General features: G+C 40.8%; 16 protein-coding genes. 8 read left to right on the top strand and 8 right to left on the bottom strand.

From position 1 onward, the window contains the following. The first annotated feature begins 27 nt into the window (after positions 1-27). Positions 28-1,077 carry a M42 family metallopeptidase gene (locus NST73_RS05165; protein WP_024720001.1) on the top strand — a complete coding sequence of 350 codons (1,050 nt, stop codon included), beginning with the start codon at positions 28-30 and terminating at the stop codon, positions 1,075-1,077. 32 nt (positions 1,078-1,109) lie between these two features. On the opposite strand, the gene NST73_RS05170 is transcribed toward NST73_RS05165, so the two are convergent. Then, positions 1,110-2,399 (bottom strand): cation:dicarboxylase symporter family transporter, encoded by a 1,290-nt coding sequence (locus tag NST73_RS05170; protein WP_008348850.1) that lies wholly within the window; start codon positions 2,397-2,399, stop codon positions 1,110-1,112. A gap of 339 nt (positions 2,400-2,738) precedes the next feature. Then, complete coding sequence (yhfH, locus tag NST73_RS05175; protein ID WP_008359029.1) at positions 2,739-2,876, bottom strand: protein YhfH; 138 nt, start codon at positions 2,874-2,876, stop codon at positions 2,739-2,741. Between the two features lie 155 nt (positions 2,877-3,031). On the opposite strand from yhfH, the gene NST73_RS05180 reads away from it, so the two are divergent. The 3 genes from NST73_RS05180 (at position 3,032) to NST73_RS05190 (ending at position 6,493) form a co-directional block, all read left to right on the top strand. Then, complete coding sequence (locus NST73_RS05180) at positions 3,032-3,775, top strand: MBL fold metallo-hydrolase (protein ID WP_201268119.1); 744 nt, start codon at positions 3,032-3,034, stop codon at positions 3,773-3,775. 2 nt (positions 3,776-3,777) lie between these two features. Next, complete coding sequence (locus tag NST73_RS05185) at positions 3,778-4,767, top strand: lipoate--protein ligase (RefSeq protein WP_008348846.1); 990 nt, start codon at positions 3,778-3,780, stop codon at positions 4,765-4,767. Positions 4,768-4,939: 172 nt separating this feature from the next. Next, the gene (locus NST73_RS05190) at positions 4,940-6,493 is read left to right on the top strand and encodes a fatty acid--CoA ligase family protein (RefSeq protein WP_342473975.1); all 1,554 of its coding nucleotides are present in this window, start codon (positions 4,940-4,942) and stop codon (positions 6,491-6,493) included. 208 nt (positions 6,494-6,701) lie between these two features. On the opposite strand, the gene NST73_RS05195 is transcribed toward NST73_RS05190, so the two are convergent. Then, positions 6,702-7,118 (bottom strand): hypothetical protein, encoded by a 417-nt coding sequence (locus tag NST73_RS05195; protein ID WP_007497192.1) that lies wholly within the window; start codon positions 7,116-7,118, stop codon positions 6,702-6,704. 177 nt (positions 7,119-7,295) lie between these two features. Between NST73_RS05195 and NST73_RS05200 the strand changes: the two genes are divergently transcribed. After that, positions 7,296-8,579, top strand: a complete 1,284-nt coding sequence (locus NST73_RS05200; protein WP_144666918.1) for a M48 family metallopeptidase — start codon at positions 7,296-7,298, stop codon at positions 8,577-8,579. A 46-nt stretch (positions 8,580-8,625) separates the two neighbouring features. Here NST73_RS05200 and NST73_RS05205 read toward each other — a convergent pair whose 3' ends face one another. From NST73_RS05205 to NST73_RS05220, 4 genes are all read right to left on the bottom strand, one after another. Then, the gene (locus NST73_RS05205; RefSeq protein WP_045034875.1) at positions 8,626-9,771 is read right to left on the bottom strand and encodes a S8 family peptidase; all 1,146 of its coding nucleotides are present in this window, start codon (positions 9,769-9,771) and stop codon (positions 8,626-8,628) included. 386 nt (positions 9,772-10,157) lie between these two features. Next, complete coding sequence (locus NST73_RS05210) at positions 10,158-10,742, bottom strand: histidine phosphatase family protein (protein ID WP_342499428.1); 585 nt, start codon at positions 10,740-10,742, stop codon at positions 10,158-10,160. Between the two features lie 61 nt (positions 10,743-10,803). Continuing rightward, the gene (locus NST73_RS05215) at positions 10,804-12,099 is read right to left on the bottom strand and encodes a globin-coupled sensor protein (protein WP_007497200.1); all 1,296 of its coding nucleotides are present in this window, start codon (positions 12,097-12,099) and stop codon (positions 10,804-10,806) included. Between the two features lie 91 nt (positions 12,100-12,190). Further along, positions 12,191-13,723 carry an FAD-dependent oxidoreductase gene (locus NST73_RS05220; protein WP_342499429.1) on the bottom strand — a complete coding sequence of 511 codons (1,533 nt, stop codon included), beginning with the start codon at positions 13,721-13,723 and terminating at the stop codon, positions 12,191-12,193. Positions 13,724-13,865: 142 nt separating this feature from the next. Here NST73_RS05220 and NST73_RS05225 point away from each other — a divergent pair, with 142 nt between their 5' ends. Next, positions 13,866-14,726 (top strand): SDR family oxidoreductase, encoded by an 861-nt coding sequence (locus NST73_RS05225; RefSeq protein ID WP_017360297.1) that lies wholly within the window; start codon positions 13,866-13,868, stop codon positions 14,724-14,726. Between the two features lie 64 nt (positions 14,727-14,790). Here the strand turns inward: NST73_RS05225 and NST73_RS05230 are convergent, their stop codons facing one another. Beyond that, the gene (locus NST73_RS05230; RefSeq protein ID WP_003210924.1) at positions 14,791-15,021 is read right to left on the bottom strand and encodes an IDEAL domain-containing protein; all 231 of its coding nucleotides are present in this window, start codon (positions 15,019-15,021) and stop codon (positions 14,791-14,793) included. A gap of 289 nt (positions 15,022-15,310) precedes the next feature. Here NST73_RS05230 and NST73_RS05235 point away from each other — a divergent pair, with 289 nt between their 5' ends. After that, the gene (locus NST73_RS05235) at positions 15,311-15,889 is read left to right on the top strand and encodes a competence protein ComK (protein ID WP_017366958.1); all 579 of its coding nucleotides are present in this window, start codon (positions 15,311-15,313) and stop codon (positions 15,887-15,889) included. Between the two features lie 143 nt (positions 15,890-16,032). Beyond that, the gene (locus tag NST73_RS05240; protein ID WP_342473977.1) at positions 16,033-17,139 is read left to right on the top strand and encodes a D-TA family PLP-dependent enzyme; all 1,107 of its coding nucleotides are present in this window, start codon (positions 16,033-16,035) and stop codon (positions 17,137-17,139) included. The last annotated feature ends 54 nt before the right edge of the window (positions 17,140-17,193 follow it).

Below are 17,193 nucleotides of genomic sequence, written 5' to 3' on the forward strand. Positions count from 1 at the left end.
TCTTTTAGATGAAGGAGGATATGCCGAATGACAACGGAAGTAAATGAAACGATTCAGCTTATTCAAAAGCTTGTGTCGATCCCAAGTCCATCAGGAAATACAGAGAAAGTGATTGGCTTTGTCGAACGTTTTTTACAAGATTTAAATATTGAAACGAAGCGAAATCGAAAAGGCGGATTAATTGCCACCCTAAAAGGAACAGATGACAAGGAACACCGCATGCTGACAGCACATGTCGATACGCTCGGTGCGATGGTCAAAGAAATTAAATCAAATGGCCGGCTGCGTCTTGCACTCATTGGAGGCTTTCAATATAACTCGATAGAAGGCGAGTATTGTGAAATTGAAACAGTAACAGGCCGTACATACACAGGTACCATTCTGATGCATCAAACGTCCGTTCACGTATATGAGGATGCTGGAAAAGCGAAGCGAAATCAAGAAAATATGGAGATTCGCTTAGATGAGAAAGTGAAAAATGCAGACGATGTGCAAGCACTCGGCATTCAAGTAGGAGACTTTATCTCATTTGATCCTAGAGTGGAAGTGACGTCTTCAGGTTTTATTAAATCAAGACACCTTGATGATAAGGCAAGTGTGGCGTTGTTGCTGAGATTGATTCACCGCATTCAAACAGAGAACATCACATTGCCGCATACGACACATTTCTTAATTTCAAATAATGAAGAAATCGGATACGGTGGGAACTCGAATATCCCGGAAGAAACGGTGGAATATTTGGCTGTTGATATGGGAGCCATCGGTGACGGTCAATCAACTGATGAATACAGTGTGTCAATATGTGTGAAGGATTCTAGCGGTCCTTATCACTATGGTCTGCGCAAACATTTAGCCGCATTAGCTGAGGCAAATAAGATCGATTACCGCCTTGATATATACCCTTATTATGGTTCAGATGCGTCAGCAGCGATTCGAGCAGGGCATGATATCATTCATGGACTGATTGGACCTGGCATTGACTCTTCGCATGCCTTTGAAAGAACCCATGAAGACTCATTGATTCATACAGCCAATCTTCTGTACCACTATGTTCAAAGCAAATTAATCACAGTATAAAAAAAGAACCCCGATTGCGGGGTTCTTTTTGATTAGCTTGAAAGTTGTGTTGGCTCAGGTACATCTTGTCCAGTCATCACGCGGTGTCCTTTTTCAGGGTCATATTGCCCTTCCCATTTAGACATCACGACAGCTGCAAGTGCATTACCAGTTAAGTTGACAACGGTTCTTGCCATATCCATGATACGATCAACACCTGCAATAAAGGCTAGACCTTCAGCAGGAACACCGATCGTTCCAAGTGTTGCAAGTAATACAACAAAGGATGTACCAGGAACGGCAGCCATTCCTTTTGATGTCACCATCAATACAAGGATTAGTGTGAGCTGCTGTACGATCGTGAGGTCAATGCCATATACCTGCGCTAAGAAAAGCGCCGCAATGGCTTGATACAAGACGGAGCCGTCCAGATTAAACGTATAACCAATTGGGATAACAAAAGAAACAATTCCTTTTGGACACCCGATGCGCTCCATTTTATCCATGACTCTCGGTAAAACTGTTTCAGAGCTGGATGTACTAAAGGCGAGAAGCATTTCGTCTTTCATGTAAGCAAGAAATCTGAAAATATTGACGCCAATCATCTTTCCAATAATTCCGAATACAACGATAAGGAAGAGAGCGAGCGCAAAATAAACAAGACCTACGAGCTTACCTAATGAAACAAGAGATTCAAGACCAAATTTTGATACTGTCACACCAATGAGCGCGAACACACCAAATGGTGCAGCTTTCATCACAACATTGACGACATGGAACATCGCATGTGACACACCTTCAAAGAAGGCGAGCACTGGTTTGCCGCGTTCACCAATCGCTGAAACGCCAAGTGCGAATAATACAGTGAAGAAAATAATCGCAAGCAAATCACCTTCCGCCAATGATTGGAAGAAGTTCGTCGGAACGATATGAAGGAACGTATCAGCAACTGATTTACTGCTTTGTTCTTTTTCCGTTTCAACATACTGGCTAATATCCTGTTTTTCTGTATGTCCAAAGTCAACGCCTGCACCTGGTTGAACAAAGTTCGCAAGCACAAGACCAAGGATGATCGCAAACGTTGTGATAATTTCAAAATAAAGAATGGTTCTAAAACCAAGCTTCCCTACTTTTTTACCATCACCCGCACCTGCAACACCTAAAATTAAGCTAGATACGACAATCGGAATGACAATCATCTTAATGAGTCGTAAGAAGAAGTCTCCAATTGGTTTTAAATATGTCTCAACACCAGGGTTACCGAAAAAGATCGCACCAACCACGACACCGAGAATAAGACCGATTAGGATTTGAGTTGCTAATCCAAATTTTAATTTTTTCATAGATTTCCTCCCTAACATATTCATTAAAGGAATATTCCCATTATATTAAGTTTTAATATATGAATTAAAGTATAACTAAAATTAAAGAGGTTCGTCCACGATTAAATTATATTAAGAAAATACAAAATTATTTGAAAAAATGGACACTTCGAACCCCCTTCGTTGTTTTAAGTCAATAAAAAGTGCCTTCCGAACTAAAAGTCATCATATGAAAATACTAAAAAACCCTTCTGTACCAAGGGTTTTACCTTTTTACCTATTTTTCAGAAAAAATAAAAAGCACTTTTGACTCCAACTGACGAAGGAGGAAAAAAGTGCCTTTTCGTTCTATTTATTTCCTTATTTAAGATAACTTACTTGTGAGCATTCCTCACATTCATTACCGTAACACTCGTGCTGTTCCATTAAATCATTTCCACATTTTGTGCATTTTTTTGAAGGCAAATTTCTAAAAAACTCAGTGATTTTTCCTAGCATTTGTCATCCTCCAATACGTTTTATTGCTATCATTGTATTATAACAGATTGATAATTGTCAATCTGTTTTGTAACAATAGGCAAGAAGAATGCTTTTTTTATGAAAAATGGGTATATTGTAAGAAGGGGATTTTTTGAAAAGGAGGAAATATGACGATGAAATTAACCGTGATTGGCTGCTACGGAGGATTTCCAGCAGCTGGTGAAGCCACATCAGGTTATCTTTTTGAATCAGATGGTTTTCGTCTGCTTGTCGACTGCGGGAGCGGAGTTCTGTCAAAGCTTCAGCAATACATTGATATAGAAGAACTAGATGCTGTACTCCTTTCTCATTATCATCACGATCATATTGCAGATATCGGACCTCTCCAATATGCGAAGCTAGTGGGTTATCATTTAGGAAAAAGCAGTGGTCCGCTGACGATCTACGGACATACCGGGGATCAAGCAGCATTTCAGCGGCTCTCTGATGATGTACATACAAAGACAAAACCTTATCACCCGGAAGAGGGCATTCAAATCGGACCATTTCAAATTGATTTTTTGAAAACGGTTCATCCGGCAGAATGCTATGCGATGAGAATTCAAGCAAATGAGGCTGTGGTGGTGTATACAGCTGATTCCAGCTATCAAGATGCATTTATCCCTTTTAGCAAGGATGTAGACTTACTTATTGCCGAAAGCAACTTTTACGCTGGACAAGACGGATCGGGTGCAGGACATATGAACAGTACTGAAGTAGGGAAGCTGGCAAGTGAAGCAAATGTTGGAGAGCTTATCATCACCCATCTGCCTCATTTCGGTCGGCATAAAGACCTAGTCAATGAAGCACAGGCGTTATATACTGGCAATATACAGCTTGCCCAATCAGGGCTTAGATGGAACAAGGAAGGAAGATAGAGATGCTGTTTATCGATAACGAGCAACATTATGACCCAATGATTAATTTAGCAATTGAAGAGTATTGCTTAAAATATTTAGATCCAGAAGAAACGTATTTGCTGTTTTACATCAACCAGCCATCCATTATTATTGGAAAGAACCAAAATACAATAGAAGAAATCAATACAAAATATGTGGAAGACAATGGCATCAAAGTCGTTCGCAGGTTATCTGGCGGTGGTGCAGTTTACCATGACAAAGGAAACTTGAACTTCAGTTTTATTACAAAAGACGATGGGGACAGCTTTCATAACTTTAAAAAATTCACCGAGCCAGTCATCAAAGCGCTTGAAAAGCTTGGCGTCAAAGCGGAATTAAGCGGCAGAAATGACATCATGGCAGATGGGCGTAAAATTTCGGGGAATGCTCAATTTGCTACACGAGGACGTATCTTCAGTCATGGCACCCTATTATTTGATTCAGAAATCGAACATGTTGTCTCGGCATTAAATGTGAAGAAAGAAAAGATCGAATCAAAAGGCATTAAATCCATTAGAAGCAGGGTTGCGAATATTAGTGAACTGATGGATCAAAAGATGACAACAGAAGAATTTAGAAAAATTCTTTTAAGCTATATTTTTGACACGAACGGAGACGTGCCTGAGTATCAGCTGACAGAAAAGGATTGGGAGAAGATTCATGAGATTTCTCGTGATCGATACCAAAAATGGGAATGGAACTACGGCCGTTCACCTAAGTTTAACTTGCAGCACTCTAAGCGTTTTCCAGCTGGATCGATTGATCTTCGATTAGAAGTGAAAAAAGGCATCATTCAAGACTGCAAAATTTTTGGTGACTTCTTCGGTGTAGGGGATATTGCTGATATTGAGAAACGACTCATCGGGCAGCAATATGATCGCAAAACCATTAGTGATGTATTAGAAGACATGGATATGCGCCATTATTTTGGTAACGTATCAAAAGAAGATTTTCTGGATTTGATTTATTAAGCAAGGACAAGCACGGCTAGAGATAGCGGTGCTTTTTCTAATGAAAGGGATGAAAGCGGTTTACATTTGATCTTGTGAATTTTTTCGATTGTCTATTATAATAGAAAGGAGGAATGTTTGGTCATAAAATGAATGGCTATTCATTCATTGATGAAGTATAAGGGGTGGGAGAATGGATTTGATCAAAAATCTTGAGCAGACTGCGATGACCAAGGGAGAGAACGTCGCACTGATCTTTGAAGGGAACAAGTGGACCTATCAAGAACTGATGACAAGTATCGAACGTTTTGCAGATGGTTTAGTGAGCGAAGGGTTTCAAGTGGGAGATCATATCGCGCTGATTTTAGGAAATTCACCGCAATTTGTGATTTCATTTTTTGGTGCATTAAAGGCAGGACTTGTTGTTGTACCTGTCAATCCAACATATACGCCAAGTGAAATCGGCTATATGCTGGTCACTGGTGATGTAAAAGGGATTGTTGCACCGGATCAGCTTCTGCCGATATACGAGCAGGTGTATGAACAGCTTCCAGCTATTGAACGAGTCATTATTTGTGCACAAAATGAATCTGCGTGCAGGTCAAGTTTAAAAGAAGTATCTGATCGTCTTGTTTTCTTCGGAAAGCTTGTGTCTGGAGATGCGCCGGAAACTGAGCATCCTGTCATCCAACCTGACGATACGGCCGTTATTTTATTTACATCTGGCACAACAGGAAAGCCAAAAGGGGCAATGCTCTCTCATGTTAACCTATATTCAAATGCAAGAGACATTGCAGAGTACCTGTCAATTGATGAGAAGGACAAGGTGATTGCTGCATTGCCGATGTTCCATGTGTTTTGTTTGACCGTCTGTATGAATGCCCCTTTGATTCATGGAGCGACCATCTATGTCCTGCCGCATTTCAGCCCATCAGAGCTTTTACGAATGATGGAGAAAGAAAAACCAACGCTATTTGTTGGTGTTCCAACCATGTATAACTATTTATATCGTCAGGACGGTCATGAGGAAGCGATGAAGTCGGTGAGGATTTGTATATCAGGCGGTGCGTCCATGCCTGTTGCTTTACTTCACGGTTTTGAAGAAAAGTTCGGTGTCACGGTGTTAGAGGGCTATGGATTGTCAGAGGCTTCCCCAGTGACGGCATTCAATCCCCTTGATGGAAAGAGAAAACCAGGTTCAGTCGGAACTGATATTATGAATGTGAAAAATAAGATCGTGAATGAACTTGGAGAGGAAGTTGGACCAAACGAAGTCGGAGAATTGATTGCAAAAGGGCCAAACATTATGAAAGGCTATTATCAAATGCCAGAAGACACAGAAGCAGCACTGAAAGATGGCTGGCTGTACACAGGAGATTTGGCGAGAAGAGATGAAGACGGATATATTTATATCGTCGATCGAAAAAAGGACATGATTCTCGTTGGCGGGTATAATGTCTATCCAAGAGAAGTAGAAGAAGTGCTTTATCAACATGAAGCTGTAGCAGAAGCCGTTGTCATCGGTGTGCCCGATCCAAACACAGGAGAGGCTGTTGTCTGCTACATTTCCCCTAAGAAACATGCTCACATCAATCAAGAAGACATCATCACACATTGTTCACGCTATTTGGCGAAATATAAGCAGCCCCAAACGATCCATTTCATTGATGATATTCCAAAAAACACGACTGGTAAAATTTTAAGAAGAGCGCTAAAGGATAAGTACCAAGCAGAAACAAGTAAATAAAAAAAGAGTCTCTTCTTATGAAGAGGCTCCTTAGCGTCGTGTGTAGACAAACCCTCGCATTCTTTGTCAGTCCTGTGTGCTGGTGCTCACGAATGTCACATTCGCTCCGCGCCTCCTAGACTGCAAAGGTTTTCTATCACGCTGAAAAGAAGACAAGGGGATAAAATCAAGTTCATTTTATCCCTTTGTCAACAATCTAGGGAGTCTCTTATGAAGAGGCTCCTTTTTGAATCGCTTCTTGTACCTGTTTTCGAAAGGAATTTGACTGTTTTTGATTTAATTCATAATAGGTGCCGTCTACTAAAAAAACAACTTGAGAGCGGTTGGTCCATAGCTGAAAAGAAGTACCATTTGTCCGTCCGAACATGACCTTGGCGATATAATCTGGCTTCTTTACATTCTTTTTGAGATGGCTGCTTGTTTGTTTCCCTTTGTTTAATTGTTCAATTAGATCCTCAGTTGTATCTTTATCATCTATTTCATAAGAAATGGACTGGTTCGTCGGTGAAAGCAATAATTTCTCTGCTCGATTTTCATCGAAGATGTCACTTGTCCGGCTGAACACATAAAAGAAGGTAATCAGTAAAAGCCCAAAGATCACAATTCCTGCAAGGATTTTCTTCATGATGAACCTCCAACTCACTTTTTTATAGTTAGTTTCTCCGATTTTTGAACAGCATAATCATTTTTTTCACTCAAGCTTTTTCAGATAGGGCATGCTATGATGGAGCCACATGAGACAGGTTCTAAACAAAAACGTGCGTGATTACAATAGAGAGAGAAATGGAAAGGAGGCTGACCAGTGCGAGTACGCAAATGGGTAGCTCTTGCAACGGTAGCATACATATTGTACGGTCTTTTTATTTATTCTTACTTATTTCTAATGGGGGATTCATCTGTCCCTGACAGTGTGAAAGGGACAAGTGCAGACCCGCATACATTTATGACAAGCCATGAGCTTTTGATCAGTGGAAATTACTCGAACATTCGTAACCTGTTGTACTTTATGACAATTCCTTTAGATTGGTATGTCTTTTTCCTTTTGCTCATTTCAGGGTTTTCAAGGAAATTAGCAGATTGGAGCTTGGTAGCAGCTCGTTTTGACCTTTTGAGCAAACTTGTGTATGTGTTTGTGCTGTCATTTTTGACGATGCTGATCACATTGCCGGTCAAGTGGGTGAGCTACCAGTTGTCCTTGTACTACGGTGTTTCAGCACAAAGCACGGCAAGTTGGCTAAAAGACCAAACGCTTGATTTTTGGATTCAATATCCACTGCTTGTTCTATGCGCAATTGTGTTCTTTTGGCTCATTCAAAAGAAAAGGAAATATTGGTGGCTGTATGCTTGGTGTTTAACCGTTCCAGTTACACTGTTTCTCTTCTTTATACAGCCGGTCGTTATTGATCCACTCTACAATGATTTTTACCCATTGAAGGATCAAGCGCTTGAGAAAAAGATATTAACTCTTGCAGAGAAAGCACACATTCCAGCAGATCATGTATATGAAGTCAACATGTCAGAGAAAACAAACACGATGAATGCTTACGTCACAGGAATTGGTGAAAATAAGCGTATTGTTTTGTGGGATACGACACTTCAAAAGCTGAAAGACCGTGAAATCTTATTTATCATGGCGCATGAGATGGGACATTACGTGATGAAGCATGTGTATATCGGTTTAGCAGGATATTTAGTGCTGTCTCTGGTTGGATTTTTTGCCATTGACCGTTTTTATTTTTCCCTTTACCAAAAAGGCGCTTCTTCATTTCGTCTGAAGGCACCACATGACGTTGCTGCTCTGCCGCTTCTGTTGATCATTGTGTCTATGCTGTCATTTGTTGCTTCTCCTTTTACAAATGCTGTGTCAAGGCATCAAGAACGTGCAGCTGATGAATACGCCGTGAACTTGACGAAAGATGGAGAGGCGGGGGTGACGTCATTTCAAAAGCTTGCAAAATCAGGGCTTTCCCAAGTCAATCCGCCACTTTTAGTGAAAATATTCCGCTATGGACACCCGACGATGATGGAGAGAATCATCGATATGGAAAAAGCCGCAAAAAAAGAGGAAACATCGAAAAAGCAATAAATAAAAAATCCGGCTCAGTTCGCCGGATTTTTTTGTCACACTTATTTTAGTTAGAAGCCGCTTGAACGTTAATTAATCCTTTTCCATAATAGAACGAATTACCAAGCGGTGTTGCCGTATTTTCTAAGCGCTGACGAACCTGAGACGTTGATAGATTCGGATACTTAGAAAGGATAAGCGCTGCTGCTCCTGCTACATGAGGAGATGCCATTGATGTTCCCGTATAAGACGTATATCCACTGCTTGGTACTGTACTTAAAATCGATGTACCAGGTGCAGAAACATCTAATTCAGGACCTGCGCTAGAAGACGAGTTTCTGACATTGTTGCTGTTCACGTTGGCAACAGCAATTGTAGAGTCGTATTTTGCAGGATAGCCTACGGTGCTAGTAGAGCCAATTGAACCTGAATTCCCTGCTGCGGCAACGACAACTACTCCGCGGTTATTCGCTGTGTCTACAGCATTTTTAAGCGCTGTGGAGCCGTTTGGTCCGCCTAAGCTCATATTGATGACATCCATGTTATTGGCAACAGCCCATTCAATACCGCTGATAATCCAGCTGTATTGTCCATCTCCGTTTCGATCTAACACTTTAACGGCATACAAGGAGGCGCTTGGCGCAACCCCAAGAACACCAATCGTGTTATCAAGGGCAGCAATGGTTCCGGCTACGTGAGTTCCGTGTGATTGAAAGTCTTGTGTGGCATTTGGCTCTGAAGGGACGAAGCTAGCACCGCCTGCAACATTTAAGTCAGGGTGTGCGGCGTGGATTCCAGTATCAAGGACAGCTACTTTGACGTTAGCACCTTTATAACCTTGAGCGTGTACGGCTGGAGCTTTGATTTGAGGGATACCATAAGGGACGGTTTGGGCATATGCTTCTGCTTTGTGGTCTTCTTCTACATAAGCAATGCTAGGGTCGTGTTCAAGTTTTTTTGCGGCTTGTTCAGACATCTTCACTTGTGCAGCATTAATGAGGCGGTATTGTTTTTCTAATTTCCCACCATTTTGTGTCACTGCTTGTTTCTTAGAGCTGTTTGTGGTGGCAGAAGCTTTAAAGCCAACGATATAGCTTTTTTCGCTTTCTGACTTTGAGGCAGTCTCGGCATTTGCCATCGAGCCTCCAAACCCTGCTGAAAACAGAAGAGGGACAGCCAATAAAACACTTGTCATCACATTTTTCTTTTTCACGCACATTCCACATCCCTTTTTCTTATTTCAGAATAATCATCCGTAGTCTATTAGAATGATCCGTTTGATTATTCTGTATTTTCAGTTTAATAGAGATAGGCAAATAAGAGTAGGCCCGAATTTTTGTGGAAGTCCTAGCGAAAAATAGGGAATTAAGTCGCTTGGAAATGATGGTAAAATATGTTTATTCTATATTTCCAACGGTTTCCTATTAAAAAGGAATCGTGCTTTTTTTCTCATGATCCATTTGAGGATAAACATTCGATACCCGAAATGCCATAAAATAGGTAGAAAAGGCTATCATCTATTTCGAATTTCGATATAAAAAAATATTATTTTATCATTGTTTTTGACATGAAAAAGAACCTGCTATGAAAACAGGTTCTTTAAGAAGGGGCAGATTGTGTTAAATGGCTGACCACGTTGTAATCGTTCACCTTCCATTCACCATCTGTCCATTCCACATAATTTAAGCAGGCATTCTCAAGCCTTGTATCCTTAATACCCATATGTTCGTCAGCTAGTGAGGTGAGTAAGGCATGGATGGCAGCACCGTGTGCTACGATTAGTACCCGTTGATCTGGGTAGGTTGCTCTCACTTTTTCGATACCTTCTAGCATTCGATCTTGAAGTGCCGATAGTGGTTCCATATTTGGATACTGTTTATTTGGAAACAGTTTCTGACGTTCCTCAAATGACATGCCTTCAGCGTCGCCATAGTCACGTTCAATAAAATCGTCCATGATCACGAGCGGTGCATGTACATGCTGTAAAATCAAATGAGCTGTTTCTTTTGCCCTTGATAGCTGACTGGAAATGACAACATCCCAGTGGGCATCTTTTAAGTAAAGACCGGTTTGTTCCGCTTGCCATTTACCAGTGTCATTTAAAGGGATATCTGTTCGTCCTTGAATTCGTTTCGCTGCATTCCAATCGGTTTCACCGTGTCTGACTAGGCAAATTGCTGTCAATCAAATCCCGCCTTTTCTATCTTTTCTTCTATTATACTAAAACAGAAGAAGAATGACTGGATCAGTGATTTGTCAGACTCGTTAAGGATTCGACCGAACTTGCCACTTGGGACACAGTTTGTTTGACTTCTTTCAATTCGTTTAGGAATGTTTGCAAATCTATTTCAATTTTTCCGTTTTGGTTTTTGCTTAAGTTCATGCTGCTGACGATATCATCGAATAGCGAGTTGATTTGGGTCATTTTTTCTTTACTGTCTGTCACAAGTAAATTCACATCAGCAATATGCTGTGACACAATGGCGATTTGTGAATTTGTGTTGTTGACGAGCTCAGATACAGTTGAAACCGTTTTCTTTGTATCCTCTGATAATTTGCGAACCTCATTTGCAACGACAGCAAAGCCTTTGCCATGTTCACCTGCTCGAGCTGATTCGATTGAAGCGTTTAAAGAGAGTAAATTCGTTTGCTCCGCAATACCTGTGACGATCCCAAAAATTTGTTCAATTTGTTTCGCAATTTCTTCTAAGCGTTTAATTTCTGTTTCAATCTTTGTCATACTGCCGTCAATTTGGTTCATTTGCGTCTGCTGAATTTCTAACTCTTTTTTACCGCCAATTGATTTCTCTTCAACTTGTGCTGAAATCTTTGTGCCAGCCTGTGACATATCCGCCATCTCATCAGATTTTGATACAAGTTTGTCCACTGCATTTGTTGTGTTTGAGAAGAGAGAAGCAAGTGAATTAGATGTTTCTGTAATTTTTGTATGAAGCTCTTTTTGCTGTAGTTCTGCTTCATCACGAACTTTAGAGTATTCATTTTGGAACGTATCTAGGACAAGCTGCTGCTCTAGATTTAAAATTTTCGTCGTCGCTTTCACTGCCGTCTGATATTCTTTGAAATCTTGGATATGCTGGGCAAATAAATCCATAATGGATAGCAATAGGTCTTGGAAGGCTGCCATATACCATTTAGGTTGAAGTCCAATTCTTAAATGAACTTGTGCAATTTTAATTCTTTTGGCCACATAAGATTCGTCAATCACACCGGCAAACATTTCACTAATATGAATGCGTAGTGTTTTCTTTAGACGCTCGACTGAGCTGTTATCTTGAATGATGTGCATCAAGGAAGACTCGACTTCTAGGTTTTTATAAAATTTATCGACGATATGTTCAATTTCATCTTGAACGATTGGATTCAGCTGTTTCAAGATAAAAAGGTCTTGCTGCGTCAAATCAATCATTTTAATTTGTTTGGCAATGTCCGTATTCTCCGGAAAATTGATTCGTTTTATCCCATCATCCTGCTGTGTGAAAAAAGCAGTGTTTTTCTTTTTACTCTCTTTTTTAAATAACAATGTGTTTGTCCCCCCATGATTATCAAAAATATCAGACTTTATGTTTTTTATCGGATAATTTTGGTTTTTTTAAAGGGAAAACAGTGAAATTTTACTGTTCTTTATATGACCTTTTTAGTGGTTTTTTAGCCGGACCTTCTACTACTTCTCCCGTAATGGAGAAACGAGACCCGTGACAAGGACAGTCCCACGTGCGGTCACTATTATTCCACGCGACTTCACAGCCTAAATGAGTACAGGTTGTATCGACAAGAAAGATATCGCCGTCCTCTGACTTAAATGCGCCACATTTTTTATGCTCATAAGACACAATCCCGCCTTCACCCGGTTTTAAATCATCAATTGTTTGATCAGCTCGCTTTAATTTACCGCTGATCAGCTTCGCTGCAACATTGGTGTTTTCTTTGATAAAGTCTTTTACGAATGCGTCTGACACGAGTCTTGATGGAGTAAAGATGGATTCGTAAGGATTCGATTTTCCTTCGATCAAATCTCCGATCAGTGTCGCTGCTACGTGGCTTGTGGTCATGCCCCATTTTCTAAAGCCTGTTGCCACAAAAATATTCGAATGATGTGATGTCAGGCGGCCAATGTAAGGGATTTGATCCATTGTGATCATATCATGCGTGGACCAACGGTAAAGGACTTCCGTTATACCAAGGGTGGCTTCACCAAACTTTTCTAGTGCTTCATAGTGTGCGGATTCATCTCCGCCTTGTCCGGTTTTATGGCCTTGTCCACCGATGAGCACGACATCTTCTCCATGGAATTTCGCTGTTCTTAATGAATGGACAGGCTGATCAATTCCTAAGTACATGCCGTCTGGAAGCGGTTTTTTTGTTTTGGCTGCGACGACATAAGATTGCTCAGGATGGATTCGCGTGAAATACAGTCCTTTGCCATCGTAAAAAGGAAAGTGTGAGCATGAAATGATAGAGCGCCCCATCAGATGATGGCCACTTTTTGTGATGACAGCAGGGTGTTTTCCTTCTTTTACATCGACTGCCGATGTCTGTTCAAATATGCGCACGCCTCGGTCAATGAGTTGATCGATCAGTGCATGAAGATAATGAAGAGGATGAAATTGTGCCTGCTGCGTCATGGCGAGGGCTGCCTTGATGCCAGCATCAAACGGGAGCGCTGTTTTCCATTCGCGATCGATACCGAGCTGTTTGTACGCATCTAATTCCTTCTTTAACTTTTTGACGCCGTTTTCTTCTGTTGTATAAAGGTAAGCATCTTTTACCTCAAGCTGACAATCAATGTCATACTCTTTCACACGTGCTTGGATGAGCTCCTTTGCTTTTTCATTTGCTTCTACATATAAACGGGCTTTCGGCATACCAATATGCTGAATCAGCTCATGATAGTACACATCATGCTGGGAGGTAATTTTCGCTGTCGTATGTCCAGTGGTTCCTTGCAATACTTGATCAGCATCTATGATGATGACATCCAGTCCGCGTTCTGTCATTTCAAATGCAGTAGCGATACCGGTAATACCGGCACCGACAATGATGACATCTGCTGTAAGATCTTCGCTGACAGTAGGAAAAGAGGGCTTCTCACTATCAGCTAGCCATAACGACTTTGCTTGTTCCGATCCTTTATGTTCTTGTTCCATGTTGTCGCCTCCAGTCACTTATTGTGTATAATTTTTCCACGATGCTGAAAATCATACATTTTAGTGAAAACAAGAGCGAAATACATAAAAAAATGAGCAACACATAAAAATAAACGAGATAAAAAGGAAGGAGTGGACTGACGTGTCAACAAAGCAGCCAAAGAAAACGTTACCGCCTCAGCATCAGAACGAACGTCCAGGACTTGAATATAAAATGAACCCTAGACCTATCTTTGATCGAGAGGTGCAAGGCAAAAAGCTGACAGGGAAAACGGCGATTGTCACAGGTGGAGACAGCGGGATTGGAAGAGCAGTATCTGTCTTATTTGCCAAAGAAGGAGCCAATGTAGCGATTGTTTATTTGAATGAACATCGTGATGCGGAAGAAACGAAGGACTATATTGAAAAGATGGGAGGTCGCGTCATTTTAATATCAGGTGACCTAGGGGATGAAGCTTTTTCACACGAGGTCGTCAAACAAACAAAAGATGCTTTCGGTTCGATTGATATTTTGGTCAACAATGCAGGTGAACAGCATCCGCAAAAAAGCATTGAACAGATTACCTCTCACCAGCTTCTTCGGACATTTCAAACGAATATATTTGCCATGTTCTATTTAACAAAAGCGGTGCTCCCTCATTTAAAGAAAGGAAGCAGTATTATTAATACAGCATCGGTCACTGCTTATAAAGGTCATGAAACCTTAATTGATTATTCATCGACAAAAGGGGCGGTTGTAACGTTTACAAGGTCATTATCTCTATCTCTTATCAAACAAGGGATTCGGGTAAATGGGGTAGCGCCTGGACCGATTTGGACACCACTGATTCCATCCACATTTACGGAAAAGGAAGTGTCTGAATTTGGTGGAGATGTCCCAATGGAGCGGCCTGGTGAGCCAGTAGAGTTAGCGCCAAGTTATTTATTTTTAGCGAGCGAAGACTCTTCTTATATGAATGGACAAATGATTCATGTGAATGGCGGAACCATATTAAATGGATAAAAACAAAAAACTTGCGGTAAAGAGACAAGTTTCTGTCTCTCTGCCGCAAGTAAAATCATCATAATTAATGTAAGCAGTGTTCTGCATATTGAGCTGACAGGTCGTTGAATCGCTTTTCATCACGCTGATCCAGTGCCTTATCAATCTCTTCTCTAAGGAAGGTTAAGCGCTGTTTATAAAGCGCCTCATCTAAAACCATTTGAATATAGATGTCTAAAATCGTCACGCCGTTTTCTTCGGTTTTTTGGGTGTTGCGGGACTTCATGAGCTCAGCATACGTTTTTTTCTCTTTCATAAAGAATCCCCCCGATGCCTTTTTTATAGTATATGGATTGGCGGAGAAAAAATCAACAAGAATTTATAATTTTTAGACAATTTATTTTTGAGTCATATCGACACCCCTTGTCCAGTCGACAAGATGCGATATATCTTTAAAAATGGCTTTTAGATAGATCGAATGTACTAAATAACATGATAAAAAGATAATTTTAAATAAATATTGAAAAAATCCTGTCGTTTCTTATACGTTGGTGATAGATTAATAGTATCTAAAATAACCAAAAATTAACACAGGAGGAAATGAAGTGTCAGGAATTAGTGAAACACCATTAGATTCATACGTCATTAATCAAACAACAATGGCGGTCCTTCCGGTTGAAGAAGGAAAACGAGTATATTCAAAAGTGATCGAAAGAGAGACAAGCTTTTACGTTGAATTAAAGCCGCTGCAAATTATAGAACGCAGTTGCAGGTTCTTTGGCTCAAGCTATGCAGGCAGAAAAGCGGGAACATATGAAGTAACAGGTATTTCCCACAAGCCTCCCATCGTGATTGACTCATCCAATCATCTGTATTTCTTCCCAACCTATTCATCCAACCGCCCTCAATGCGGATGGATCTCCCACAAATACATTCATATCTTTCAGGAATCATCCCTCGGAGACACGGTTGTTACTTTTACAAATGAGCAATCGGTCAAACTAGATGTCTCATATAAGTCATTTGAGAGTCAGGTACACCGAACAGCGTATCTCCGAACGAAATTTCAAGATCGACTTGATGGAGGTCTTCCTAAGAAACAAGAATTTATGCTGTATCCAAAAGAACAGCAGCTCAACCTTGTGTATGATTTTATCTTAAGAGAACTTCGCAATCGTTATTAGTGAGAGATCAGCGGCAGACAGCCGCTGGACTGCTTACTCATCGCCATCACTTTTTTGCAGAAAAAACCATTGATTATCGTATAAAAAAATATATAATTTATATATATCGTATAATTTTTTATATAATGAAAGGGGTCATGGGGATGATGTATGAAGAACTGGATACGCCGGCACTACTCATTGATAAACGGGTGTTGATGGAGAATGTAGCGGCGATGCAACAATACGCAGACCGTCAGCATGTCAAATTGCGCCCTCATACGAAAACTCATAAAACGCCTGCACTTGCCAAGCTGCAGGAAGAGAAAGGTGCATCTGGCATTACGGTAGCGAAAGTAGGAGAGGCTGAAGTAATGGCAGCCCATGGGCTAAAGGATATTTTTATCGCCAATCAAATTGTAGGTGAGATTAAACTCAAGCGGATTCGTAAACTGGCAGAGTCGATACAGATTTCATTCGGTGTAGATTGTGTTGAGCATGTGAAGCAGATTGAGCAAGTCTTTTGTGAATCAGAGAAAAAAGCGGAGGTTTTAATTGAGATAGAGGTTGGAGAGGGAAGGTCTGGTGTCATTGAAGAACGTGATTTCTGCCACATATTAGAGGCGATTCAAACAAGTGATGCCGTTCATTTAAAGGGGATTTTTTCTCATGATGGTCATACGTATCAAGCGGAAAGTAAAGCACATTGCCGGACATTATACGAGGAGGCTGTAAATCGAACACTCCGTTTTGCGCAGATTGCAGAAGAAGCTGGTATGCCGCTAGAGGTCGTCAGTATTGGATCAACACCGCCATTTTTATTTCAATTTGATATTCCAAAAGGAGTCACTGAAATACGGCCAGGCACATACATTTTGATGGATGCTTCCCAGTCCAATGTAATCGGCACATATTCACATTGTGCAGCATCTGTGCTGACGACGGTCATTAGTAAACCGACAGAGCGCCGGGTGATTACAGATGTAGGGGCCAAGGGGCTGACGGCACAAACGCGTACAAAAGGGCTGACCAAAACAGAGGGCTTAGGCAAAGTGAAAGAATATGATGATGTATTTGTTTCAAGCGTATTTGATGAGCATGCCATTATCTATCATGAAGGCTTTCGTCAAAGTGTACAGATCGGTGAGAAGGTGCAAATGATTCCGAATCACATCTGTCCTGCTGTGAATCTTCATGAAAAAGCATATCTCATTCAAGATGGCAAGGTGGTAGAAGAGCTGGAGATTGCTTGTAAAGGAAAGCTGCAATAAATGGGTAGGATCATAGAGGGTGTTGCCGCATGCATAGCAGAATATAAGGCAGCT

Origin of the sequence: Bacillus sp. FSL W7-1034 (assembly GCF_038593365.1) — a bacterium.
GTDB classification, from domain to species: domain Bacteria; phylum Bacillota; class Bacilli; order Bacillales; family Bacillaceae; genus Bacillus; species Bacillus altitudinis.

Excerpts from the sequence above, each read along its gene's own strand:
- NST73_RS05165 (WP_024720001.1), top strand. The coding sequence starts at position 28 with ATGACAACGGAAGTAAATGAAACGATTCAGCTTATTCAAAAGCTTGTG.
- NST73_RS05170 (WP_008348850.1), bottom strand. The coding sequence starts at position 2,399 with ATGAAAAAATTAAAATTTGGATTAGCAACTCAAATCCTAATCGGTCTT.
- yhfH (WP_008359029.1), bottom strand. The coding sequence starts at position 2,876 with ATGCTAGGAAAAATCACTGAGTTTTTTAGAAATTTGCCTTCAAAAAAA.
- NST73_RS05180 (WP_201268119.1), top strand. The coding sequence starts at position 3,032 with ATGAAATTAACCGTGATTGGCTGCTACGGAGGATTTCCAGCAGCTGGT.
- NST73_RS05185 (WP_008348846.1), top strand. The coding sequence starts at position 3,778 with ATGCTGTTTATCGATAACGAGCAACATTATGACCCAATGATTAATTTA.
- NST73_RS05190 (WP_342473975.1), top strand. The coding sequence starts at position 4,940 with ATGGATTTGATCAAAAATCTTGAGCAGACTGCGATGACCAAGGGAGAG.
- NST73_RS05195 (WP_007497192.1), bottom strand. The coding sequence starts at position 7,118 with ATGAAGAAAATCCTTGCAGGAATTGTGATCTTTGGGCTTTTACTGATT.
- NST73_RS05220 (WP_342499429.1), bottom strand. The coding sequence starts at position 13,723 with ATGGAACAAGAACATAAAGGATCGGAACAAGCAAAGTCGTTATGGCTA.
- NST73_RS05230 (WP_003210924.1), bottom strand. The coding sequence starts at position 15,021 with ATGAAAGAGAAAAAAACGTATGCTGAGCTCATGAAGTCCCGCAACACC.
- NST73_RS05240 (WP_342473977.1), top strand. The coding sequence starts at position 16,033 with ATGATGTATGAAGAACTGGATACGCCGGCACTACTCATTGATAAACGG.